This window comes from Verrucomicrobiia bacterium, assembly GCA_035765895.1.
Taxonomy (GTDB): Bacteria; Verrucomicrobiota; Verrucomicrobiia; order Limisphaerales; family DSYF01; genus DSYF01.
On record DASTWL010000053.1, the window covers coordinates 51240 to 73459 of the forward strand.

Below are 22220 nucleotides of genomic sequence, written 5' to 3' on the forward strand. Positions count from 1 at the left end.
TTGCAGCAAACGGCTGACATTTGATGTGCGTGGTTCTCGGAAAGCCAGTCGCTGCCCGTCAGACGGCGACCCGTCCGACGGGCGTGACGGCGATGGCTTCAGTGGCGGCATCGTCACACGACCTCCCCACGCCCACAACAACCACGCCACTAACGCTGTAAAGTAGAGGCCCTGCCCAAATCGAGAGGCGGACGCACGGATCATGATAAAACGCTGCTCATCATGGCGACGCCCAGACTGCCGCCGCAGCGAAGCGAAGTGGTGTGAAAGCAAACGCGGCCGATTTGCCGGCGTTCATGCGCGGAGGTTGGCCAGCCGTCCGGCCCGGGCGCAATGCTGGTAGCGACCACCGGCTGACCCGTTGGCAGGTTAAATCACGATCCCTCCGGCAGCCGCCGGTAGAGACCCCAGATGCCAATCACGGCGAGCAACACCAGGTCGGGAAACAGCATGGGCGCGAACACCGGCGCGCCATATACAACGCGGTCAAACAACGTCGGCCCCACGCCCGTCACATCCGCGTGCAAGTGGAGTCCGAAGCCCACGAGGCCCACCAGCGCCTGCAGCAGCATCAGGCCGAGACAAAACCGCAGATAGGACCGGTTGATGCGCATCACCAGCGGCACCAGCATGAAACCGACCGCCAGCGCGCTGCTGGCCACGGGAATCCATTCGGTGACATGGTAAAACCCATTTTGCGCGTGGTCCGTCACGCTGAAAACGAAGTTGCCCAGGAATCCGCCCAGCGCCAGGAAGATGACCCATTGCGGCCACTCGAGCGCCTCCGCGTCCACCATGCGGTTCATCACGAGCAGCAGGCCAATGCCCGTGTAAGCGAGGGGTGCGGCAAACGGCGCCGCGTAAACCAGGCTCGCCAGCGTCCAGCGCTGGAAGAACTGGCTCTCGAGATGCCACACCAAACCCGTAATGCCGATCAAGATGGCGGCCCAGCCGACCGCAAATCCCAGACGCCGCCACCAGCGCAGGTTGCCGCGCGCCAGGCAGACCACGGCCGGAATCAGCACCAGCGGCGACAGGACCGAGAAGACCAGCGGGATGTATTCCGTGCGATGCCGGAAGAAGTTGGTGCTGTGCGCCAGAAAGATGTCCGGGGCGAGCCCGCCCAGGTTGAACAGCGCGAAGCATTCAACCCACATCCGCGGGCTGCGATACCACTTAACGACCGGCTGCATGTTCCTGGCGCAGTTGCTCCGCTTCCGCGCGGATTTCGACGAGGTGCTGCAAAATCGGGTAATTGCCGTGCCACTGCACGAAGTCCGCGCCGCCCATGAACGCACCGTGCTTGGCGGTGCGGCCGTAATAATGCCAGAGGTCGAAATACTTGAACGCAATGGGCTGGCTGTAAGGTTCGCCCTTCAGCAGACCGTCCTGCTGCAACTGGTCCATGATGGCCTTGGCGGCCAGCACTTTTTCGTTCGTTGACTTGACCACTTCGTCCGCCTCGCGATAGACGCGGTCCACCAGCGCCGGCGTGTGGCATTGCAGGCAGATGTTCTTCATCTTGGCCTGCGCCCGCGCGGCGTCGGGCCGGGGCTTGGTCACTTCGGCAAACAAATAGTAGGACAGGCGTTCCGAGGGATCATGCGTCACGCCCGTGCCATTGATGCCGCTCATGTGGCAGGTGGCGCACGTGGGAACGAACATGTCATGCGTCGTCAGCTTGTCCGGCGGTGCGGACAGATTGAGCAACTGCCTCTGCGCCGCAAACATCACGCCGTGCTTGGATTCGGTGTAAATTTCCATCTGCGAATGGTCCGGCCCCAGATGGCACTGGCCGCAGGTGGACGGCAGGCGGGCCAGTTCCACCGAGGACGTGTGCCGCGTGTGACAGGCCGTGCAGTTGCCGATGGTTCCGTCCGGGTTGGGCCGCCCGACGCTGTGGCAACTGGCGCAGCCGCTCGTCGTCGCGGCCGCGCCTTCCAGCGTGGTGAGCGCGTTCGGCGGCCGCTTGACAGCGCCCGGTTGATAATGTTCGCCAAAGGCCACCTGCTCCGGCGTGAAATCCTTGTCACCGGCCACCGCGGCCCACGATGCCGCCGCATGCCGGCTGTGCAGGAATTGCTGGTAGATGGCCTCGTGGCAGGTGCGGCAGTTGGCCGGCGTCACCGCCGTGTTGATGACAAAGCCATTGTGGTTGGTGCCCTGCTGGCCTGCCGCCACCTGGTGGCAATCAAGGCAGTTCACACCCTTCCGGGCATGCACGCTCATCTCAAATTCGTGGACGATGGAGTATTGCGCGTTGCGGTGGCATTCGGCGCATTTGCCGCTGGCCCGGATGAGCGCCGCGCTGGGCTGTTCGACCACCACGCGGGGCCGGCGGGAATTCACCAGGTAGGCCGCCACGATCATGGCCGTGGCCATGGCGATGGCGATGAAGACGCCGCGGAAGTGCATGACCTTTAGTTGACGACGCCCGTTGATGGCGTCAAGCCATTTTGCCCCGCGAGCCGCATTTCATCGCGGAAGCGGTCACCCGCGCAAGCGCGCCAGCAAATCCGCCAGTTGCGGTCCGACGCGGTGCAACTGTTCCCGGTGCGCTGCCGAGAGCTGCTCCAGCAATGCCTCACCGCGCACGGTCAGGGCCAGATAAACGCGCCGGCGATCCTGCGTGTCCGGTTCGCGCCGCGCCAGACGGGCGGACACGAGCCGGTTCGCCAGCCCCACGGCGCTGTGATGCCGGAGCTGCAGCCGTTCGGCGAATTCGCTGATGGTCACACGGTCGCGCCCGGGAAAGCCCTTGATGGCGAGCAAGGCCTGATGTTGTTGCGGCGTCAGCCCGGCGCCGCCGGCCGCCGCTTCGCTGAAGTGGAGGAACTGGCGCAGCGCATACCGCAGGGCGGCCAGCGTTTCATATTCCGCCTTGGAAATGTGGGTCGGTTTCGTCGGCATGGCTTCGGTGAGCAAACGAGCAAACCATCCGGGCCGTCCAAAATCCAGTTGTTTTATATCGCACTACGATATATTTTTCCGGCGTCCGGGTGCTCCCGGCCATCATCATGACTCATTCTCAAGCTACGCCGGATCGGCTGTCGGATTTCCGCGCGGACCGGCGCATGTTGTTGCTCGCCGGTTTCGCCGTGCCCATCGGCGCCATCAGCGCCCTCGTTGCCAAAGCGTTGCTGTGGCTGATTGCGCTGATCACCAACCTCGCCTTCTTTCACCGCTGGTCGATCGCGCCCACCCTGCCCCAGGACCATCACCTTGGCTGGTGGGTGGTGCTGGTGCCGGTCGCCGGCGCCCTGATAATCGGGCTCATGGCGCGTTATGGCTCGGAAAAAATCCGGGGCCACGGCATCCCTGAAGCGATTGAGGCCATCCTGATGGGGAAAAGTTTGATCCAGGCACGCGTCGCCATCCTGAAGCCCATTTCGTCGGCCATCTCAATCGGCACGGGCGGCCCGTTCGGTGCGGAGGGGCCGATCATCATGACCGGCGGCGCCTTTGGCTCGCTGTTCGCGCAGTTCTTTCACCTGTCGGCAGCGGAGCGCAAAACCCTGCTGGCCGCAGGTGCGGCGGGCGGCATGGCGGCCGTGTTCGCCACCCCCGTGGCGGCCGTGCTGCTCGCGGTGGAGCTTCTGCTGTTCGAATGGAAGCCACGCAGCTTCGTGCCGGTGGCGGTCGCCGCTGTCGTGGCCGCGGCGTTGCGGGTGCCACTGCTCGGGGAAGGTCCCATTTTCCCCGTGTTGCCGCATGACAGCCTGAGCGGCTCGACCCTGCTGATGGCCGGCGGCGTCGGCATCATCGTGGGGCTGGTGGCCACGCTGCTGACTTTGCTGGTGTATGCGTGTGAAGACCTGTTCGAACGCTTTTCCATTCACTGGATGTGGTGGCCGGCACTGGGCGCCGTTGTCGTTGGCATCGGCGGCGTCATCGATCCGCGTGTGCTGGGCGTGGGCTACAACACGATTCACGCATTGATGCGCGGGGAAATTCTGGGCGCGGCGCTGATTGGCCTGCTGATTGCCAAGGCCATTGTCTGGTCCGTGGCGCTGGGCTCGGGCACTTCCGGCGGCGTGCTGGCGCCATTGCTCATCATTGGCGGCGCGGTGGGTGCGTTGCTGGGGCAATGGCTGCCCGCGGGCGACCCGCGCCTGTGGGCGCTGGCGGGCATGGCGGCAATGATGGCCGGCATGATGAACGCCCCGCTGACCGGGATGATTTTTGCCCTGGAACTGTCGCACGATCTGAACACCCTGCCCGTGCTGCTGATCGGCTGCACCGCCGCCTTCGGCGTCGCGATTCTGCTCCTGCGCCGCTCCATCCTGACCGAAAAACTGGCGCGGCGCGGCCAGCACATCGCCCGTGAATACAGCGTCGACACCTTTGAACTGATGCGCGTGGCGGATGTCATGGACCCGTCGCCGCCGACCATTCACTGCGATCTCACCATCGCCCGGCTGTCGGATTTGATCGCCCGGGGCGACACGTCCGTGTCCCGCCGGCAGGGAACGCTCATCGTGGACCCGCAAAATCGCCTGGCGGGCATCATCACCCGTGGCGATGTCGTGCGGGCGCTGCAAGCCGACCCCACGGGCGCGACCACCGTGCTGGCCGTGGGCAAACGCGAACTGGTCGTCGCCCACCCCGACGAACTGCTGCGCGACGCGCTGGGCCGGATGTTGCGTCACAACATCGGCCGGCTGCCCGTCGTGGAGCGCGACCATCCCGAGCACGCGGTGGGTTATCTCGGCCGCTCGTGCATTCTCGCCGCCCGCCTGCGCCAGCATGACGAGGAAGAGGTGCGGGAGCGCAGCCGCATGCTTCATTCATTGATTCCCGGTTAAACCTTCAGCCCAACACCCACCGAACCTATGATGCTCTGCTTGAAATTCGCCGTCGCGGTCACCTTCGGCCTTGGCATTCTCGCCTTGTTGTAATTCAACCCACCGCCGCCCCGGCGGCCGGCGCGGGCGCGGGGCCCGGCGCATCCAGAACGCGCCGGGCCGCCGCCACGCCGGCGGCAATGCGCTCGTCGTTCGGCGGACAGTTTCCTTTGCGCAGGCCGATTTCGTGCAATTGCAAATGCGCGAACGTGTTCAGGCCGGCGAGTTCGAGCGTCTTCCGGGCGCAATTCAGCGGGCAGCCGTCGATGACGAGAATGCGTTGCGCCTTTTCACCCTTGTTCAACAACGGCTTCACGCGCCCGCCGATGCCGGCCAGGCAGGACATTTCGCCGCCGCCTTCGCGGCTCAACTGCCGCGCGATGCGGTCGGCCAGTTCACCCGCATCCGAACATCCGGAGCAGGCATAGACAATCGGTTTCGCGGGCAGCGCGGGCTGCGGCGCGGACGCCGGCGAAGTCGCGGGAGGATTTGTCGGATTCATCGCACCGCCACCTCCTGACTTCCGGTCAACGTTTCACGCACCCTGCGCTGCACCTCGTAAGGCGTCCACACGTTGCTCTTCCACAAATGCACCAGCCGCCCGTCCGGCCCGATGAGCGCCGTGCGCAGGTCGTGCGAGATCAGGCCATTTTCGCGGACGTAATAAAGCCCGAGCAGTTGCGCCACCGTGTCAATCTGCCCGGCGTCGCCCGTCGCAAAGGTCCAGTCCGCCGTGCGGGCCTCGTAGCGCGACGCATACTCCTTGAGCACGGCCGGCGTATCGAACTCCGGATCCATGCTGATGCTCAACAAGTGATAACGGCCCGGCAGCTCCTTGTTCAGACGCTGCTCCAATTCGGCAAAATGCTTCGACATGAGCGGGCAAAAATTCGGCAGCGGGCAGCGCGTGTAAATGAACGTCAGCACGACCGCCCGACCGCGATAATCGCTGAGCCGGACGGCGCGCCCGTCCTGATCCACCAGTTGGAAGTCCGGCACGGTTTCGCCCACTTGCACGCGTTCCGCTTCACGGTCGGCCAATGTCGCGGCGGAAGCATCCACCGCAGCGGCTTCCGCGGGCGCGGCACTGCCCAGCTTTTGCACGCGTGCGATCCAGGAATCATCATCCGTCACGGCCAGTTCAAACTGCACCTCGTCCCCCGGCGCCAACCCGTTGAGGACCGCGACATCCTTCACCTCAAACGGCATCGTCATGGCCGGCATGTAATCCGGAATGGCCTCGTGCGTGATGCGCACCGTGCGGTTGGTCAGGTCGAGGCTGCGCACCTGCCCCCGCACCACAAACGTCTTCACGCCCGCGTTCATCACCGCGGTGGTTGATTGCTGATGGCGCAGCGCCAGCACGGACGACACGGCCACGAGGGTCAACAGCCCCAGTCCAGCGAGGATTACTTTCGTTTTCATAGGCGAATCACAAATCGGCCCGGCGCAATCGCCACAAACTGCCGCCCAGGGCCACCGTCAACCACAGCGCCGTCGTCAGCCACGGCAACAGCCGGGGCACGCGCACGCCGGTTGGCTGCGGCAGGTTCATGGCACGGAACACATCAACCGGATTGAGCGCCAGCCAGCCCAGGGTCAGGGCCGGGCTGGCGGCCGCCGCGCGCGCCGCCGCATCGGGCACCTCGTCGTAAGCGGAATGCAAATCCGCCGCGGCATTCACATGCGTGGCATCGCAGACCACTTCGATTTCCCGGGTCGCCGCCGGGGCCTGGGTGGAGACCAGCACGCCCAGCGCCACCAGATCGAACACAAAGACCGCCGCACACCATGCCAGCAGCGCGAGCACCAGCGCCTGCACGCGTGTGCGGCTGAAGCTGGAAAGCGTCAACCCGATGCCGAGAAACACGATGCCCAGCCCCAAACCCGAAAACGCCAGCCGCAGAAACGGGCCGCAGCCGCGATCCTTCGCCGCGAGGCCAATGGCCACGCCCGCGATGACAAATCCGAGCACGAGCGGCACGCTGAGCGTGAGGCAGCCGCCCAGAAATTTGCCCAGCACCAGCCGCGTCCGGCTCACGCCGCTGGCCAGCGTCAGCCGCAAGGTGCGTTCGTCCGCTTCGCTGACAATGAGGTCATGCCCGAGCAGCAGGCCCAGCAACGGCACCAGATACTGGACCAGGTTGAGCAGGCTGATCACGGTGCGCTCGTAACCTTGCACGCCGATCCGGCCAATCTGGAGCAGGCCAAAGCAGCTCGTCAGGCCAATCGCACCGAGCCACACCAGCACACACGCCAGCACCCAGCCGCTGCGCAGCCGGTCGCCAAACTCCTTCGTGGCCAGCAACGCCACCTGCGCGCCGGCGCGCCGGCGCTGGGCAAATCCCGCGCGCGAACAGGCGGGCACCCGCATGGATGTTGCGGCGGCCACGGCATCGGGGCTGACGCGCAATGGCAGGGCGGAATCGTTCATCAGGCGAACACCTCCTCCCGCTGCTGCTCGCGGGCGATGCGTTGATACATCGCCTCCAGTGATTCGCCGCCGTGCTCCGCGCGCAACGCGCCGAGCGGGCCGGCCGCCGCCAGACGTCCGCGCAACAGCACCGCGACGTGCGTGGCAAGCGGTTCCACCGCCGACATCGTGTGCGTGGAAATCAACAACGTCGCGCCGCGTTCGCTTTCCTCGCGCAACAGCATTTGCAGCGTGTCGAGCAACGCCGGATCGAGGCCGTTGAAAGGTTCATCGAGCACCAGCACCTCCGGCTGCCCGCACAAGGCAATGGCCAGGCCGAGCCGTTGCAACATGCCTTTCGACAACTCGCGCACCGGACGCCGCCGCACCGCGAGCAGGCCCACGCGCGCCAGTTGCCGGTCGGTCTCGGCAGCCGTCAATCCTTTGAGCCGGCCAAAGAACGCCGCGTTGTCCGCCACGGTGCGGTGCGGATAAAGCGAAACCCGCTCGGCGACATAACCGAACCACGCCCGATCGGCGTCGCTGAGCAGACGTCCGTGCCACTGAATCGTGCCGTGCGTCGGCAACGTCAGCCCCAGCAGGCAACCGAACAGCGTGGATTTGCCCGCGCCGTTGGGACCGAGCACGGCCAGCACGCTGCCGCGTTCGACGGACAGCGACACGTCGTCCAGGGCGCACGTCGCGCCGTAGCACTTCGTCAGGCGGGAGATGTCGAGTCGGCCGTTCATGGTTTGCCCGTTACGGCGAGCGCCGAAAGCGGCGCGGTTGAGATTGGGAAAGGGTTTGTGCCGGCCTGCGCCCATGGACCGCGATTCGCGGGGGGCACCACGCGCACCCGGTCCGGCCGCATCAGCGGCGCCAAATCCGTCACGCCCGTCGTGTCGAGCAGCGGCATGAGTTCCTCGCCCTTGCGCAGCAACCCCAACGCCGGACTCAGCGCCAGCACGCGCGCCTGCGGATGCCGGTCCACGAGGTAACCGAAGACATCCGTCTCGTGATACGGCGTGTCGCCGAGGCCGTCGCCATTCCGGTCGCTGCCCGTGTAATCGCTCCAATAATTGCCCGTGCCGCGCTCGGAAAACTGGTTTGGTCCGCGCCGGCCCTGCTCCGTTTCAAACGGCGGCTGCCAGACCTGATCGGTGTTCCGGATGAAGGCGTTGGCGACGAAAATGTTCTGCTCGGAGCCGTTGCTCAGGTAGAGGCCGATGTCGTTCGTGGCGATGACATTTCCCACAAAGCGGTTCTGGTTGGCCTGCTGGACGAAAAAGCCGCGGTTCTGGCCCGCCGCCACGTTCCGCAGGAAACGCGAGGTGTCGATTTGCTTGAGCACGAGGCCGTGACGCCGGTTGGCCGTCATCACGTTGCCTTCCACCAGCAGGTCCCGGCTGAACATGAGCGTCGCGCCCACGGCGTTCCGGCTCAGCGTGTTCGTCAACAGCCGGTTCCGGTGCGAATACATGTAGTGAATGCCGAAACGCGTGTCCCAAACGCGGTTGTCGGCGATGAGCGTGTCATCGGCGTAGGACATATAGATGCCGTCGCGCTTGTCATGAATGACGTTCGCCGTGATGCTGTTGCCCCGCGTCTTCCACAAATGAATGCCGTTGCCGCGGCGCGCCGATGGCAGGCGGGCGTCCCCGACAATTTCATTCGCCGCCACCACGCAATTGCTGACGCCCCGCACGTAAATGCCAAACGCATCGTTCTCAATGCGGCAGCCGCGCACCTCGGCTTCCGGCGCGGCCATCAGGATGCCGCAGTCAAACGCCGTCAAATCGCGGCCGGAATGGCGGACGGTGAAACCTGTCACCGTTACGTGTGATCCCGTGATCGTCAGGGCCGTGCCCGTGCCGTCGCCATCGAGCACGGGCGCATTGGTGCCGACGAGCCGAATGGACCGGGTCAGCGTCAGCTTTCCGTGAAACACCGCGGGACCTTCGACCAGAATCGTGTCGCCCGCGCCCGCCTGGTCGATCGCCGCCTGGAGCACGGCCGCGGAGGAGGCGGTCGTCGTCGCGCGCACCACGCAGGCCGCGGAGGGTGGCCGGGTTTCCGACCACAGCCGCGCGCCAGCCAGGCCGGTCAGCACCAGAATGAGGGTCAGGGTTCGCATCACAGTTTGGCCAGCGCGCCGGCCGGATCGCCGCCGAGTGCGGAGAGCACGGTGAACACAACGGAGTTGATGACGCGGGTATGGTCGAAGGCGACGAGCACCGCGACCGAAATCATCACCACCGCGCTGGCCCATTGCAGGCCGCGGGTCAGCCACGGCCGGTGCACGAACTGCCAGGTCCAGTTGCCGACGGCCACCGCAATGGCCGCCATCGGCACCGCCAGCGCCAGCGAATACGTGCCGAGAATCAGCGCCCCCCAATACCACGTCGAGGTGCCGACAAAAATCAGCAGCGGATACAAAATCGCGCCGCCCATGCAGGTGAGACAACCCACGGACAGGCCAAGCCCGGCGCAGAAGGAATTCAGCGGGGTGATGTTGCCCGGTTCGCGCAGGCTTTGTCCCGGCGCGCGAATGATCGCGGCGCGCCGCGGTGAAACCCAGCCAACCACCGCCGCCAGTCCGAGGCGGAATTTGCGTCCCAGTTGGCCCAGCCAGACATAGCACTGGCTGCCCCGCTTCAACACGCCCACGGATTTCAAGGCGAAGAACACCAGGAACGAGGCGCCCACCCAGTTGGCGTAACGCGCCCACGGACCAAACAGGCCGTGACCGGCGTGCGGCGCGTGCACTTCTTCGTCGGCGCCGGTCGCGCCCGCCGTGGCCGGCGGCCGGCCGCAAAACACTTCTTCAAGTTTGGCGCCGCCCTGCAGTTTGGTTTGCATCCCTAGCAGTTGCTGGCCCATGAGCGCGACGGTGGCGCCGCTGGCCATGTAAAGCACCGTGAAGCCCGCCACGAACGCCGCGAGGTTGCGCAGAATTCGGGCCCGCACCGCCACAGGCAGCCGCGTGCCGCGTTCGGCGAGCGCCGCCGAGCTGACCACGCCCGCGATGATGCCGGTGTAATACGTGGTCAGTTCAATCGCGCACGGGCTGAGGATGACCATCAACGCGCCAATGACACCGAGCGCGAGCATGAGCGTGCTGGCCAGCGTCCGCGCGGGGGTGGGTTCGATCACGGGCAGTTTCCATTCAAACACCCGCTCGGGCGTCTTGCCGACGCCGTCCACCAACAGGCGGAAATGGCCGCGGGACGGCGCGAAAATGGCCTGGCCCGTGTTGTCCACGAGCGGGAACACGAGCAGATACATGTTGTGATGCTCGCTCAACACCACCGGTGTGCCCAACGACGGATAGCGGTCGCCGTGGCTGTCCTCGAGCAGCACCTTGCCGCGCAGGTCGAGGTCGGCAATCGTGCCGACGTGCGTGTTGATGCCGATCAGGAACGGCTGCGCCCGGCCCTCCCACTTCTGGAGATACGGCTCCAGCTTCACGCGCTTCACAAACTCCGGCGTCGCGTAGGTCGCGTCCACAAACACGTCCGCAAGCGAAACCCGGGACGCATCGCTCTGCCGTGCGGTGGCCGGGCTGCCCGACTGAACCTTGGGCACGACGTAAATGCCGACCGCGAAAACGGCAAGCAGCAGTGTGACTCCGAAGACAAAGAGAATGCGCGTGGCTTTCATAAACGGGTGGTGACGGCCGCACGGACCGCCTGGTCCGCCAGCGTGTTTGCGTGTTCAAGGTTCGCGCGGACCAGGCGGTCCGCACTTTTCGCGGGCAGCGCCTGCGGCCGGGTCCGCCGGCCGAAACCGGCCGCGCCCAGTTGCAGGGCCAGCGCGGCACCGATGAGCCAGGCGCCCAGGCCAAAGCGTGAACTCACTTCGAACTGCGCGATCTTTTCCGTGCCGAGAAACGGCGGCGTGAAATCCTGCACGCCCACCAAGGCCGCCTTCGGATCGCGCTCGTGGCCGATGGCGCACATCTGCGTCCGGGCCTGCCCGGCCGCCAGCGCCAGGGCAGCCACCAGCGCGATCACGCTGCCCGCCAGGGCCCGGCGACGCACCACACCCGGCAGCAGGCTGGCCAGCACGCCGCAAACGGCGCCGGCAACCAGCACGGCGGGCAGCCACTTGAACTGCGGCAACGTCGGCGGGATGTGCACGCCGATGTATTGATTGAGCACGGCCAGCTCCTTGAGATCGCCGCGCAGGGCATTCGGATGCACGGCGACATGAAGCGCTTCTTTACCGCGATATTGCGGTGCCTCCAGGCGCATCTGCCAGAGCGGGAACTTGAGGCTCACCAGCAGCAAACCAGCCGCCGTGAGCGTGAACAGCAGCCCAACGATCCGTCGTCCGGCGCTGCGCGAATGATTCCCCTGCCGTGTTGCATCACTCATACGACGACGCCTCCTTGGCCGCGGCGCTCGCGACCTTGTCGACCTGGCTCACCGGGCCCAGGGCATCATTAAGTTCGGCACCCGCGGGTTTGACCAGCATCCGGCCGCGCATCTCGAGGTGCAGTGCCGAGCAGAACCACGTGCAGTAATACCAATAGGTGCCGAGCTTGTTCGCGACGAAGGTCGTCTCCGTCGTCTGGCCGGGGTCCACCGCCACGTTGATGCCGTAGCGCGAGAGGGCGAAGCCGTGCGTCATGTCGCGGACCGTCTCCACGTTTGTCAGGTGCAACGTCACCTCGTCGCCCTGGTGCACCTCGAACTGTTCCGGCATGAACTTCGACCGGATGCAGGTCATATACACGTCGACCTTGGAGCCGTTCCGGACGACCTTTTCCTCGCCGAGCTTCACGGCGACCGGCCGGGGCTCGTAGGTTTGCACCACGTAATCCTCCAGCACCTTCCGCGGAATCATCACGGCGTCGTGCGGCTCGGGCAGCGAGGGGAACGCCTGCACCAGCCGCATCTTCTCGCCCGAAATGTCGATCAGTTCCTGGGATTCCGGCATGGCGGGACCGACCGGCAGGAACATGCCCTTGCTGAGTTTGTTCAATGATATCAGCCAGTCGCCACTGGGATAACTGGTGTCGCCGCCGGCCGCCTTCGTGTGGCCCACGTTGTAGTGAACGTCCACGCGGTCCACGATGTAATCGGGCGCGCCCTGAATCGCCTTTTCAATGTTCCACTTCACAATCTGCGAATCGACGAAGAGCGAGGTGTAGGCGTTGCCGCGGCCGTCAAACGTGGTGTGCAGCGGCCCCAGCCCCACTTCGGGCTCGGCGATGACCTTCAGGGTTTTGGCATCGATGATCGTGACGGTGGGCGACAGTTTGCCGCTGGCCAGGACGTATTTGCCGTCGGGCGTGACGTTGCAGCCGTGCGGATTTTTCGGCACCGGAATCAACGTCAGCACGCCCGGCACCTTTTCGGATTCGATGACGGGCACGCCGTTGATCTTGGTGAACCTGCCTTCCGCCAGCGCCTTTTCCGCCAGCGGCACGTCAATCGCGGCGACGGCGTCGCGGTCGCGCTCGATCATGCCCTCGGACGACACGGCATTCTCGGTGTTATACATCGTCGAAAACACGTAATGCCCGTCCTTGCCGGAGCTGGCGATGTCCGCATTGCCCACAAAGCTGACCTGAAACCTGGTCTCGAGCGTCTGGGCATCGAGGAACGAAATCGCGGAGCGATATTTGCCGGAGTCGGTGGAATTGTTCGCCGGATCGGTCTCCAGTTCGCCGTTGACGAAAACGTATTTGCAGGACGGCAAATACGCCGCAAGGCCGTGGGCGCCTTGAATGTTCGGCACCTGCTTGATGGTCGCGACCTCGAAGGTGCGCAGATCGATTTTCGCGACGCGGTCGTTGGCCTTGTCGTTGATCCAGAGCCAGTGGCCATCATAGCGGCCGTCCGTCTGGCTCAACACGGGATGATGCGTGTCGCCCCAAAGCGGTCCGGTGGCCGCGAGCCGCTGGTAAGTTTCGGATCCGGGATTGTTCGCGTAGCCAAGTCCGGCGCGCGGCTCGAAGATGGGAATCTCCTTGATGAACCGGCAGGAAGGGACGCCGAACACGAACACGCTGCCGCTCTGACCGCCGCTCAAAATGGCGTAATAATCGTCCAGCTTGCCCGGCGGCACATACACCTGCTCGGCGGCCGACTTGTTCTGCGCGGCCTGCCGGGCGGCTTTGGCGGTGGAATCGGAATTGCAGCCGGCGAGCAGAACCGCGCCGGCGGCGAGCACGAAGAGTGGAAGCGTTTTCATCGTTTTAAATCGGGTGGAGGTCATTGGGCGGAGGCGGTCTGTTTCGGCGTGTTGTCCTCGACGATCAAGGTGCCGTTCATGAGCGGATGCAATTTCTCGGTCGAGCACTGCGTCGCACAGTAGTAGGTAAACCGGCCCGCGCGGTCGGCGCGAAACTTCACGGTCTTGGGCGCACCCACCATGGCACCGTTCAGAAAGGCCACCTCGTCGTAGCTGCTCACGGCGAACCCGTGGCCGGCGCCCAGGCCGTTGTCCGTGGGCTCGAAGGTGATTTCAACGACCTGTCCCTTCTTGACGCGAATCGTGGGCGGATCGTAGTGCCAGGCGCGTTCGGTGAGCTTGATGCGCACGTCGGGCGCACCGAGCGGTTCGCGTTCGAGGAAATTCTGCGACGCGCGCACAATGGCCGCAGGCGCGGCCGGCCTGGCGAACGTCTCCACGTAGTAGGCCAGCTTCCACGCGTCCGCCGCGGGAATGACACCGTAAAATCCGACCATCGGCGTGCCGTTGAAGCCGGTCAGAATCGTGCGGGCGATTTCCCTGGTGGCATAACCGGACTTGAACGTCGCCGGCTTGGTGAAATCGCGCGGCTTGATCCGGGTGTGACTGTCATCCACCAGGCTCGCCGCGGACGTGCCGTCACCGTGGCCGGTTTCGCCGTGGCAGGTGAGGCACGCCAGCTTGGTGAACAGCGCCCGCCCCTCGGCCACCGTGGCATCGGTGCGTGGCGGCGGCGTGCCAAGGTCCACAATGGTGTGCCGGTCCTCGTTGGTGTTTGCAAAGCGCGGCGAAAGCGTCTTGAGATATTCCACCAGCGCCCAGCGGTCGGTGTCCGCCAGCATCACCTTCCACGGCGGCATCGGCGTGCCGGGCAGGCCGAGGGAAACGGCGCGGAACAAATCCACATCCGTGGGCAGCTTGCCCGTGGGCGTCGAGCGCAGGCGATAATTGGCCGCCACGAAATCACGCGGATGCGGCAGCAGGAACCCGGCGGCCGGCCCCTTGCCATCGCCCTTCTCGCCGTGGCAGGCGACGCAGTTTTGCAGATAAACCTGCCGGCCCTGCGCGACCAGTTCCGGGGTCATGTCCGGCTTCGGCGGCACCGGCAGATCGGAGAACGTGAAGGTCGCGGCCGCGTGCGGCGCCGCGGTTGCGGCGGGCCGGTCGGTCGGCGCGGCGTTGCGGGTGGCCTCGGACGACGCCGTGGGTTTGCAGCCCGCAACCATGACCGCGACTCCCGTCAGCGCCGCCAAGCCCGAATAAATTCTTGTCTTCATGCGGCCAGATTACGCGGGGCGCCCGGGCCGTTCCTTGAGGCAAGTCAAACATTCCGGAAAGCCTGCGAAGCGGCGGAGTTTTGACCCGCGTCAAGGCGCGTCCGCGGGCCGGCGTTTAAGGTGGGCGCATGAGTGAACGACCGCTCCTTGATTCCGAACAGGAGGGAATCATTTCTCTTCCTGCTGAAACCCAGTTCGCCCCCAACGGCATCGTCAGCCGCACGCTGCTGCGCACAGCCAGCTCGCGCGTCACGCTGTTTGGCTTTGCCGAAGGGCAGGAATTGACCGAACACACCTCGACCCAGCATGCCATCGTGCAGGTGCTTTCCGGCGAATGCGAATTCTCCCTCGCGGGCAAGCTGCACCGGCTGAAAGCCGGCGACGTCGTCAACATGCCGCCGGGCCTGCCGCATGCCGTCCGGGCGACCCAACAGTTCTCCATGTTGCTGACGTTGTCACGGCCGGCCGCCACAGCGACCGCCACCGCATCCTCCATCCCTGCCTGAACGTCCCATGAACACCGCCAAAACCGTCACGCTCGACGTCCGCGAAGACATTCGCTGCGGCCGCGAACCATTTTCGAAAATCATGAGCACCGTCGCCGCGCTGAACGCCGACGAACAACTGCTCCTGATTGCACCGTTTGAACCGGCCCCGCTGTTTGCCGTGCTCGGCCGGCAGGGTTTTCAGCACCGTTCACAGTCTGTGGCCAACGGGGACTGGGAAGTGTTGTTCACGCGGCAAGCCGGCCCGGCCGCGAGTGCGCCACCGGCCGCAACACCGCCACCCTGCCCCGAACGTGCGGCCCTCAAAGCCGACGCAGACGTGCTGGAAGTGGACGCCCGCGGGCTCGAACCGCCACAGCCGCTCGTGAAGATTCTGGAGGCGCTGGCCACCCTGCCCGACGGCGCCACATTGAACGCCCGCACGGATCGCCGGCCGATGCATCTCTACGCCCAGCTCGAAGAGCGCGGGTTCACCGGCACAAGCGCGGCACAATCGGACGGCAGTTTCATCACGCAGATTTGCCGTCGCTGAACCCCGCATGAACAAGCCCGCCGCCCCCGTCCCCTTCGGTGCCAACGCGCCGTCGATTGCGCTGCCGCTGGCCTTTGTATTGACCGGCCTCCTGGCGCTGGCCACGGGCACCGGCTGGATCGTGGCACGCCCCGCCCTGCTGGCGACGTATCACTACAACCAGCACGTCATCGCCGCGACGCACCTGTTTGTGCTGGGCTGGATTTGCACCATCATCATGGGCGCGATGTATCAACTGGTGCCGGTCGCGCTGGAAACCAAGCTCCACAGCGAACGGCTGGCGTGGGTGCAGTTCGCTTTTCACGTCGTCGGTTTTACCGGCATGGTGTGGATGTTCCGCCAGTGGAACATGACGCACGTAGGTCACTTCGGCGCGGTGCTCGCCACCGGCGTGGGCCTGTTCGTGTATAACCTCGGCCGCACGTTGCGCCGGGTGCCGAAGTGGAACGTGACCGCCACCGCCGTCGCCGCCGCCCTAATGTGGATTTCGCTGACGATTCTCGCGGGTTTGTCGCTGGCCACGGCAAAGTGCGTGTTCGCCTCCGAAGCCGGCAACGCGACGCCGGGCCCGTTGCTGCGCGCATTGCAGGCGTTGGCGCGCGGCGTCGTGCACTTCGACCCCATCAGCGCGATGCACGCGCATGCGCACCTCGGCGGGGTGGGCTGTTTCACGATGCTCATCGTCGGGGTGTCCTACAAATTGATTCCGATGTTCACGCTCAGCGAAGTGCAGCGACCGCGTCGGGCCGCGTTGAGCGTCGCGCTGCTGAACCTCGGCCTGGCCGGCGCCTTCGTGACGATTCTGCTGCGCAGTCCGTGGAAGCTGCTGAGCGCGTTGCTGGTCATTGCGGCGCTGGGCCTCTACGGCTGGGAGCTGGCCGCCATCCTGCGCGCCCGCAAACGGCGGACGCTGGACTGGGGACTGAAGTATTTCCTGACCGCTGTGGCGTTGTTGGGACCGCTCGCCGCGCTGGCCATCGTGCTGTCCTGGCCGGGCCTGCCGTTGAATGCGCAGACGGGGCAGTTGGAAAACGCGTATGGCTTTCTCGGCCTGCTGGGCGTGGTCACGCTCGCCATCATGGGCATGCTCTACAAGATCATCCCGTTCCTCGTCTGGTTCGGGCGTTACAGCCGGCAGGTTGGTCGCGCCCAGGTGCCGGCGCTGGCGGACTTGTATTCCGCCCGGCTGCAGGCGGCGGGTTACTGGAGTTATCTGGCCGGCCTGCTCGTCACGGTGGGCGCCATTGTCGCCGCCAGCGAGCCGGCGGTGCGCGTGGGCGGCAGCCTGCTGGCTTTTGGCGTGCTCACGTTGCTGGCGAACGTGGCCGTGATGCTCTCCCACTTTTTCAAACCGCGCGTGAAGCCGTTTGCGCTGGCGACGCAACCCCTCCCAAAACCCGCATGATCACCGAAACTCCCGTTACTGAAGCCGTCGTTTACCAGGCCTTGAAACAGGTCATCGACCCGGAACTCGGCTGCAACCTCGTGGACCTGGGCCTGATTTATAGCGTCCGCATCGAAGGTCCCAAGGTGACCGTGGTCATGACGCTCACCACGCCCGGCTGTCCGATGCACGAGAGCCTGAGCTGGGGCGTGAAGTGCGCGCTGCTCAGCCTCGAAGGCGTGGACGACGCCGGGGTGGAGGTGGTTTGGGATCCGCCGTGGCACCCTTCGATGATGACCGACGCCGGACGCGCCGCCACGGGCGCCGGCAGCTTTTAACCGCAACACAAATCCAATGAACACAAACACCATGACACAAATCGAAAACCTGATCGACGCCGACAAAGTGATGGACGTGCGGCCCATCCCCTGCTCCATCAAGCACGGCCTGATTCTCCGCACCTGGCAGGAGCTGCCCGTGGGCGACCACTTCATCCTGCTGAACGATCACGACCCGGTGCCGCTGTATTACCAGTTCGCGGCGCAATGGCCGGGACAGTTCACGTGGGAACATCTGGTAAAAGGCCCCGAAGAATTCCGCGTGAAAATCACCAGGCTCAAAGAGGCCGCCGGGACGGCCACCACCACACCCAGCAGCTGCGGCGGGCACTGAAGTTCTCATCGGCAAGTCGCGAATTAACAGCATGCCGTGAGGACTGCGTCGAACGCGTCCTCACGGCTGCTGGTCACCGCGCATAGGTGAGTTGCGGAAAATGGTGGTTGCTTTGGGGCCGGGGCTAATGCTCGTGATAATTGCACAGCGCACCTGCCTCCGCGGCCAATTTTAGGAGTGACCCTTGAGGCTTTGCATCTGGCAATCTTGGAGCATCTGAAAGAGAGCGTCTGAAAACTCGTCAACCTTGGCGACGGAGGCATGCACGCTGCGGGCCCAGCCGCGGAATTCATAATCGACGGCCACCCGAATGCCGGACTTGTCTTCGGTGTATTTCAATATTGTCACGGTGAAGGGACGGGAGCCGCGGTAGGACCCCTGAAACATTTCGCGCACGGGACTGGCATCAGTGGCTGCCGCCTGTGGAACGGACCTGAAGGCATGCTTGGCCAAAAAGTCTTTGAGATTCTGCCGACAGGCGTCGGAGTAGGTGCCACGACAAGTTTTAGAGCCACAGGTGCTCATAAGCACCCGCGTAACAAAGCCCCAGACCAGCAAGCCGCAAACGGCGCCAACCAAACTGTGCCGGAGTATTTTCATGGGAGGTGCACATGAAAAACACCGTTTTGGCAAGACCACAAGGCGGAAATCAAAAATGCTTGAAGCACGCTAAAACCGACACAGGTCAATTCACAGCTCGCAACAAGGATTCGCAAGCCACACTCCATCCACCGAGGTTTACTTGGAGCAGATGCACTCGACGTGCTCCTCAAATTGTTCCGGCCAGCACCCCGCAGAGGAACCGCCGTTCCCACAGAGTCGGCACTCGCGCTTTGACCCGCTTTGCGCCACATTACCGCGCCGCAAGCGCCGCGGCGGAACCATCATGATGCCACCCTTGAACCAGTTCAAACGCTTCGACGTCCGGGATTTGATCCGGCAGGGCATCGAACCCTTCCCTGAAATTTATCAGCGCGTGAAGAAGCTGAAACCCGGCCAGGGGCTGATCGTCATTGCCCCGTTTCTGCCTTCGCCCCTGATCGAACGGCTCGGCGGCGAGGGCTTCGCCTCGCGGGTGGAACGTGGCGCGGGCGCGGATTGGGCGGTTTACTTTTGGCCGGAAGCGGAGTGAACTGGAGCGGCATGAGTTCGATCCCTTCGCAGTTCAAACAGATCGGCATCATCGGCACGCTGCGCGGCTGCCAGCTCTTCATGGGATTGCCGCCCGAGGATTTGGAGAGCATCGCCGCCGCCACCGTGATCAAGGCGCTGGAAAAGGATGAATACCTTTTCCGCGAAGGCAGCCCCGCCATCGGCTTCTACGTCATCCAACGCGGCTCGATCAACGTCCACCGCGTCAACGCCGCCGGGAAGGAGCAGGTCATCCACGTCTTCCGCACGGGCGAATCCTTCGCCGAAGTGGCGCTGGCCAGCGAAACGGGCTATCCGGCGGACGCCCGGGCGCTGGAGCCGACGCAGGTGTTGCTCGTGCGCAAGGATGGCATTCTCGCCCTGCTGCGGCACAAGCCGGAACTGGCCTTGCGGATGCTGGGTTCGATGAGCAGCCACCTGCGCGTGCTGGTGGGTCAGCTCGAAGACCTGACCATGAAGGACGTGGAAACCCGGCTCGCCAACTGGCTGGTAAAACGCTGCCCCAATCCACAAAGCGAACAGCCGGTGCGCATCGAATTGTCCGGCACCAAACGCGTGCTGGCCGCGGAGCTGGGCACCGTCAGCGAAACGTTTTCGCGCACGCTGGCCAAATTTCGCGAGCAAAAGCTGGTGCAGGTGAAAGGCAAGACCTTCACCGTCCTGTCGCCCGCCCGCCTGCAAGCCCTCCTGCAACACAACCTCGGCGGCTGAGCCCGCCGTTGCCACCCGGCCTCTTCCCCTTCGCCCGCCGCCGCCCCGGCTTCCGCAAGGGACGCGGTTTCGCGAAAGTTTGACCTTCATCAAATCAGTTTCCCTGCTTTCCCGATAGGTTGTCATTAAGCCTTTGAACAAGGCGTGCAACCATGAAGAACGAAACTGAAAAACGAAACCCGAATACCAAACCCCGCTCGTATCGCCGCCTGTGGATCAGCCTGGGGCTCGTGCTTGGCCTGTCCTTCCTCGTGCTTGGCTATTACGGCGGAGAGATTTACCGGCAGGCACCGCCCATTCCCAAACGCGTGGTGACACCGGACGGCCAGGTGCTGTTCACGGCCCAGGACATCAAGGATGGCCAGAACGTCTGGCAGTCGATTGGCGGTGAGGAAGTCGGCAGCATCTGGGGCCACGGTGCGTATGTGGCGCCCGACTGGTCCGCGGACTGGCTGCACCGCGAAGCCACCTGGCTGCTGGACAACTGGGCCCGGGAAACGGGCACGGACCGTTATGCGCAGTTGCCCGCCGAAACCCAGGCGGCCTTGCGCGAACGTTTGAAGCACGAGATTCGCGTGAACACCTACGACCCCAAGACGGGTGATCTGGTGGTTTCCACCACGCGGGCCGCCGCCATTGGCGCCGTGAGCCAGCACTACACGGCCCTGTTCGGCGACGATGCGAGCCTGAAAGATTTGCGCCGCAGCTATGCCATTCCCGCAGACAGCGTGAAAACGCCGGAACGCCGCCACCTGCTGACGGCCTTTTTCTTCTGGACCTCGTGGGCCTGCGGCACGGACCGGCCGGGCACGCAAATCACCTATACACAGAACTGGCCGCCGGAGCCGCTCATCGACAACCGCCCGACCAGCTCCATCATCCTGTGGTCGGTCGCGAGCTTCGTCATCCTGCTGGCCGGAGTGGGAACCCTCGTCTGGTATTTCGCCGTCCAACGGCATCGGGCGGAGGCGGAGGAGGCGGACGAAGCGGATGAACTGCCGGAACGCGATCCGCTGCTGGCGCTCAAGGCCACGCCTTCGATGAAGGCAACATTGAAATATTTCTGGGTCGTGGCGGCGCTGATTGTGGTGCAAATCGGGCTGGGCGCGGTGACGGCGCACTACGGCGTCGAAGGCGACGGATTCTTCGGCATTCCACTGAGCAAGTGGCTGCCCTACTCGGTGGCCCGCACGTGGCACACGCAACTGGGCATCTTTTGGATCGCCACCGCGTGGCTGGCCACGGGACTGTTCGTGGCGCCGGCCGTTTCCGGCTACGAACCCAAAGGCCAGCGCTTCGGCATCAACTTCCTGTTCACGTGCCTGCTCGTGATCGTGGTGGGCTCGCTCGCGGGCGAATGGCTCGGCGTGCAGCAGAAGCTTGGCTACGTCACCAATTTCTGGTTCGGCCACCAGGGCTATGAATACGTGGACCTCGGCCGGTTCTGGCAGTTGTTCCTGTTCGTCGGCCTGTTTGTCTGGCTGTTCCTGATGGGCCGCGCGTTGTGGCCGGCCGTCCGCAATCCCGGCCCGAACCGGCACTTGCTCGCGTTGTTCATCATCGCTTCGGCCGCCATCGGCATGTTCTACGGCGCCGGTTTGATGTGGGGCCGGCAAACGCATCTCGCGATGGCCGAATACTGGCGCTGGTGGGTGGTGCACCTCTGGGTGGAGGGCTTCTTTGAGGTCTTCGCCACGGTGGTCATCGCGTTTCTGTTCACCCGCATGGGCCTCTTGAAAATTGCCAGCGCCACCTCCGCCGTGATCTTTTCCACGATCATCTTCCTGGCGGGCGGCATCCTGGGCACGATGCATCACCTGTATTTCAGCGGCACGCCGACGGGCGTGCTGGCGCTGGGGGCGTCGTTCAGCGCGCTGGAAATCGTGCCACTCGTGCTGATCGGCTTTGAAGCCTACGAGAACCTGACGTTGTCGCGCGCCCGGCCGTGGGTCGCGGCGTATCGCTGGCCGATTCTGTTCTTCGTGGCCGTGGCGTTCTGGAACCTCGTCGGCGCGGGCCTGTTTGGCTTCCTCATCAATCCGCCCATTGCGCTCTACTACATGCAGGGCTTGAACACCACGCCGGTGCACGGCCATGCCGCATTGTTCGGCGTTTACGGCATGCTCGGCATCGGGCTGATGCTCTTCTGCCTGCGGGGGCTCACGCGCCAGAACCACTGGAAGTCCCGCACGCTGGCCTTCAGCTTCTGGTCGTTGAACGTCGGCTTGGCGCTGATGGTGGTCGTAAGTCTGCTGCCCGTCGGACTGCTGCAAACCTGGGCGAGCGTCGAGCACGGCATGTGGTATGCCCGCTCGGCGGAATTCCTCCAACAGCCGCTGCTGCAAAACCTGCGCTGGCTGCGGGTGATTGGCGACACCATCTTCGCGCTCGGCGCCATGGGCATCGGCTGGTTTGTGCTGGGCCTGAAAACCGGCTGGTCCTACGCCGATCAAAGCGAGGAACAACAAGTCATCGAAGTCGCCGCCCGCAAGGCCGCTCCCCAACCGTAACCCCACCGGCCGGGGGCC

At 64.6% G+C, this 22220-nt stretch carries 22 protein-coding genes; 9 read left to right on the plus strand and 13 right to left on the minus strand.

What is annotated here, in order from left to right; genetic code table 11:
- Positions 1–374 precede the first annotated feature (374 nt).
- The 3 genes from VFV96_11210 to VFV96_11220 form a co-directional block, all read right to left on the minus strand.
- Complete coding sequence (locus VFV96_11210) at positions 375–1193, minus strand: hypothetical protein (protein HEU5070963.1); 819 nt, start codon at positions 1191–1193, stop codon at positions 375–377.
- Positions 1177–2415, minus strand: coding sequence for a multiheme c-type cytochrome (locus VFV96_11215; GenBank protein HEU5070964.1), 1239 nt, complete (start codon positions 2413–2415; stop codon positions 1177–1179). The genes VFV96_11210 and VFV96_11215 overlap by 17 nt, the downstream gene beginning before the upstream one ends.
- A gap of 75 nt (positions 2416–2490) precedes the next feature.
- On the minus strand, positions 2491–2910 hold the full coding sequence (locus VFV96_11220; GenBank protein HEU5070965.1) for a MarR family transcriptional regulator: 420 nt from the start codon (positions 2908–2910) through the stop codon (positions 2491–2493).
- A gap of 107 nt (positions 2911–3017) precedes the next feature.
- On the opposite strand from VFV96_11220, the gene VFV96_11225 reads away from it, so the two are divergent.
- Positions 3018–4805, plus strand: a complete 1788-nt coding sequence (locus VFV96_11225; GenBank protein ID HEU5070966.1) for a chloride channel protein — start codon at positions 3018–3020, stop codon at positions 4803–4805.
- Between the two features lie 94 nt (positions 4806–4899).
- Here VFV96_11225 and VFV96_11230 read toward each other — a convergent pair whose 3' ends face one another.
- The 9 genes from VFV96_11230 to VFV96_11270 are packed head-to-tail and all read right to left on the minus strand — an operon-like array spanning position 4900 to position 14735.
- Complete coding sequence (locus VFV96_11230) at positions 4900–5346, minus strand: putative zinc-binding protein (GenBank protein HEU5070967.1); 447 nt, start codon at positions 5344–5346, stop codon at positions 4900–4902.
- On the minus strand, positions 5343–6269 hold the full coding sequence (locus VFV96_11235; protein ID HEU5070968.1) for an SCO family protein: 927 nt from the start codon (positions 6267–6269) through the stop codon (positions 5343–5345). The genes VFV96_11230 and VFV96_11235 overlap by 4 nt, the downstream gene beginning before the upstream one ends.
- A 7-nt stretch (positions 6270–6276) precedes the next feature.
- Positions 6277–7278, minus strand: coding sequence for an ABC transporter permease (locus tag VFV96_11240; protein HEU5070969.1), 1002 nt, complete (start codon positions 7276–7278; stop codon positions 6277–6279).
- The gene (locus VFV96_11245; protein HEU5070970.1) at positions 7278–8006 is read right to left on the minus strand and encodes an ABC transporter ATP-binding protein; all 729 of its coding nucleotides are present in this window, start codon (positions 8004–8006) and stop codon (positions 7278–7280) included. The genes VFV96_11240 and VFV96_11245 overlap by 1 nt, the downstream gene beginning before the upstream one ends.
- Complete coding sequence (nosD, locus tag VFV96_11250; protein HEU5070971.1) at positions 8003–9391, minus strand: nitrous oxide reductase family maturation protein NosD; 1389 nt, start codon at positions 9389–9391, stop codon at positions 8003–8005. Before nosD ends, VFV96_11245 begins: the two co-directional genes overlap by 4 nt.
- Positions 9391–10917, minus strand: coding sequence for a hypothetical protein (locus VFV96_11255; GenBank protein ID HEU5070972.1), 1527 nt, complete (start codon positions 10915–10917; stop codon positions 9391–9393). The genes nosD and VFV96_11255 overlap by 1 nt, the downstream gene beginning before the upstream one ends.
- Complete coding sequence (locus tag VFV96_11260; protein HEU5070973.1) at positions 10914–11633, minus strand: hypothetical protein; 720 nt, start codon at positions 11631–11633, stop codon at positions 10914–10916. Before VFV96_11260 ends, VFV96_11255 begins: the two co-directional genes overlap by 4 nt.
- The gene (locus VFV96_11265; GenBank protein ID HEU5070974.1) at positions 11626–13458 is read right to left on the minus strand and encodes a TAT-dependent nitrous-oxide reductase; all 1833 of its coding nucleotides are present in this window, start codon (positions 13456–13458) and stop codon (positions 11626–11628) included. Before VFV96_11265 ends, VFV96_11260 begins: the two co-directional genes overlap by 8 nt.
- 20 nt (positions 13459–13478) lie before the next feature.
- Positions 13479–14735: a c-type cytochrome gene (locus VFV96_11270; GenBank protein ID HEU5070975.1), complete on the minus strand. Its 1257-nt coding sequence runs from the start codon at positions 14733–14735 to the stop codon at positions 13479–13481.
- A 128-nt stretch (positions 14736–14863) separates the two neighbouring features.
- Between VFV96_11270 and VFV96_11275 the strand changes: the two genes are divergently transcribed.
- From VFV96_11275 to VFV96_11295, 5 genes are read left to right on the plus strand one after another with little or no spacing between them, the layout of a single operon-like run.
- Positions 14864–15241 (plus strand): cupin domain-containing protein, encoded by a 378-nt coding sequence (locus tag VFV96_11275; protein ID HEU5070976.1) that lies wholly within the window; start codon positions 14864–14866, stop codon positions 15239–15241.
- 7 nt (positions 15242–15248) lie between these two features.
- The gene (locus tag VFV96_11280; protein HEU5070977.1) at positions 15249–15773 is read left to right on the plus strand and encodes a DUF2249 domain-containing protein; all 525 of its coding nucleotides are present in this window, start codon (positions 15249–15251) and stop codon (positions 15771–15773) included.
- A 7-nt stretch (positions 15774–15780) separates the two neighbouring features.
- Positions 15781–17178 carry a hypothetical protein gene (locus VFV96_11285; GenBank protein HEU5070978.1) on the plus strand — a complete coding sequence of 466 codons (1398 nt, stop codon included), beginning with the start codon at positions 15781–15783 and terminating at the stop codon, positions 17176–17178.
- Positions 17175–17495, plus strand: a complete 321-nt coding sequence (locus VFV96_11290) for a metal-sulfur cluster assembly factor (protein HEU5070979.1) — start codon at positions 17175–17177, stop codon at positions 17493–17495. The genes VFV96_11285 and VFV96_11290 overlap by 4 nt, the downstream gene beginning before the upstream one ends.
- 16 nt (positions 17496–17511) lie before the next feature.
- On the plus strand, positions 17512–17829 hold the full coding sequence (locus VFV96_11295; GenBank protein HEU5070980.1) for a DUF2249 domain-containing protein: 318 nt from the start codon (positions 17512–17514) through the stop codon (positions 17827–17829).
- A gap of 171 nt (positions 17830–18000) precedes the next feature.
- Here VFV96_11295 and VFV96_11300 read toward each other — a convergent pair whose 3' ends face one another.
- Positions 18001–18429: a hypothetical protein gene (locus VFV96_11300; GenBank protein HEU5070981.1), complete on the minus strand. Its 429-nt coding sequence runs from the start codon at positions 18427–18429 to the stop codon at positions 18001–18003.
- Positions 18430–18715: 286 nt separating this feature from the next.
- Here VFV96_11300 and VFV96_11305 point away from each other — a divergent pair, with 286 nt between their 5' ends.
- From VFV96_11305 to VFV96_11315, 3 genes are all read left to right on the plus strand, one after another.
- On the plus strand, positions 18716–18961 hold the full coding sequence (locus tag VFV96_11305) for a DUF2249 domain-containing protein (protein ID HEU5070982.1): 246 nt from the start codon (positions 18716–18718) through the stop codon (positions 18959–18961).
- An 11-nt stretch (positions 18962–18972) separates the two neighbouring features.
- Positions 18973–19692: a Crp/Fnr family transcriptional regulator gene (locus VFV96_11310; protein ID HEU5070983.1), complete on the plus strand. Its 720-nt coding sequence runs from the start codon at positions 18973–18975 to the stop codon at positions 19690–19692.
- Positions 19693–19844: 152 nt separating this feature from the next.
- Positions 19845–22202: a nitric-oxide reductase large subunit gene (locus VFV96_11315; GenBank protein ID HEU5070984.1), complete on the plus strand. Its 2358-nt coding sequence runs from the start codon at positions 19845–19847 to the stop codon at positions 22200–22202.
- Positions 22203–22220 lie beyond the last annotated feature (18 nt).

Bases quoted from the DNA above. Each gene is read 5' to 3' on its own strand.
- VFV96_11300 (HEU5070981.1), bottom strand. From the start codon at position 18,429: ATGAAAATACTCCGGCACAGTTTGGTTGGCGCCGTTTGCGGCTTGCTG.
- VFV96_11305 (HEU5070982.1), top strand. From the start codon at position 18,716: ATGATGCCACCCTTGAACCAGTTCAAACGCTTCGACGTCCGGGATTTG.
- VFV96_11220 (HEU5070965.1), bottom strand. From the start codon at position 2,910: ATGCCGACGAAACCGACCCACATTTCCAAGGCGGAATATGAAACGCTG.
- VFV96_11235 (HEU5070968.1), bottom strand. From the start codon at position 6,269: ATGAAAACGAAAGTAATCCTCGCTGGACTGGGGCTGTTGACCCTCGTG.
- VFV96_11240 (HEU5070969.1), bottom strand. From the start codon at position 7,278: ATGAACGATTCCGCCCTGCCATTGCGCGTCAGCCCCGATGCCGTGGCC.
- VFV96_11255 (HEU5070972.1), bottom strand. From the start codon at position 10,917: ATGAAAGCCACGCGCATTCTCTTTGTCTTCGGAGTCACACTGCTGCTT.
- VFV96_11315 (HEU5070984.1), top strand. From the start codon at position 19,845: ATGAAGAACGAAACTGAAAAACGAAACCCGAATACCAAACCCCGCTCG.
- VFV96_11290 (HEU5070979.1), top strand. From the start codon at position 17,175: ATGATCACCGAAACTCCCGTTACTGAAGCCGTCGTTTACCAGGCCTTG.
- VFV96_11295 (HEU5070980.1), top strand. From the start codon at position 17,512: ATGAACACAAACACCATGACACAAATCGAAAACCTGATCGACGCCGAC.
- VFV96_11210 (HEU5070963.1), bottom strand. From the start codon at position 1,193: ATGCAGCCGGTCGTTAAGTGGTATCGCAGCCCGCGGATGTGGGTTGAA.
- VFV96_11230 (HEU5070967.1), bottom strand. From the start codon at position 5,346: ATGAATCCGACAAATCCTCCCGCGACTTCGCCGGCGTCCGCGCCGCAG.
- VFV96_11310 (HEU5070983.1), top strand. From the start codon at position 18,973: ATGAGTTCGATCCCTTCGCAGTTCAAACAGATCGGCATCATCGGCACG.
- VFV96_11275 (HEU5070976.1), top strand. From the start codon at position 14,864: ATGAGTGAACGACCGCTCCTTGATTCCGAACAGGAGGGAATCATTTCT.
- VFV96_11280 (HEU5070977.1), top strand. From the start codon at position 15,249: ATGAACACCGCCAAAACCGTCACGCTCGACGTCCGCGAAGACATTCGC.
- VFV96_11215 (HEU5070964.1), bottom strand. From the start codon at position 2,415: ATGCACTTCCGCGGCGTCTTCATCGCCATCGCCATGGCCACGGCCATG.
- VFV96_11270 (HEU5070975.1), bottom strand. From the start codon at position 14,735: ATGAAGACAAGAATTTATTCGGGCTTGGCGGCGCTGACGGGAGTCGCG.
- VFV96_11265 (HEU5070974.1), bottom strand. From the start codon at position 13,458: ATGAAAACGCTTCCACTCTTCGTGCTCGCCGCCGGCGCGGTTCTGCTC.
- VFV96_11285 (HEU5070978.1), top strand. From the start codon at position 15,781: ATGAACAAGCCCGCCGCCCCCGTCCCCTTCGGTGCCAACGCGCCGTCG.
- VFV96_11225 (HEU5070966.1), top strand. From the start codon at position 3,018: ATGACTCATTCTCAAGCTACGCCGGATCGGCTGTCGGATTTCCGCGCG.
- nosD (HEU5070971.1), bottom strand. From the start codon at position 9,391: ATGCGAACCCTGACCCTCATTCTGGTGCTGACCGGCCTGGCTGGCGCG.
- VFV96_11260 (HEU5070973.1), bottom strand. From the start codon at position 11,633: ATGAGTGATGCAACACGGCAGGGGAATCATTCGCGCAGCGCCGGACGA.
- VFV96_11245 (HEU5070970.1), bottom strand. From the start codon at position 8,006: ATGAACGGCCGACTCGACATCTCCCGCCTGACGAAGTGCTACGGCGCG.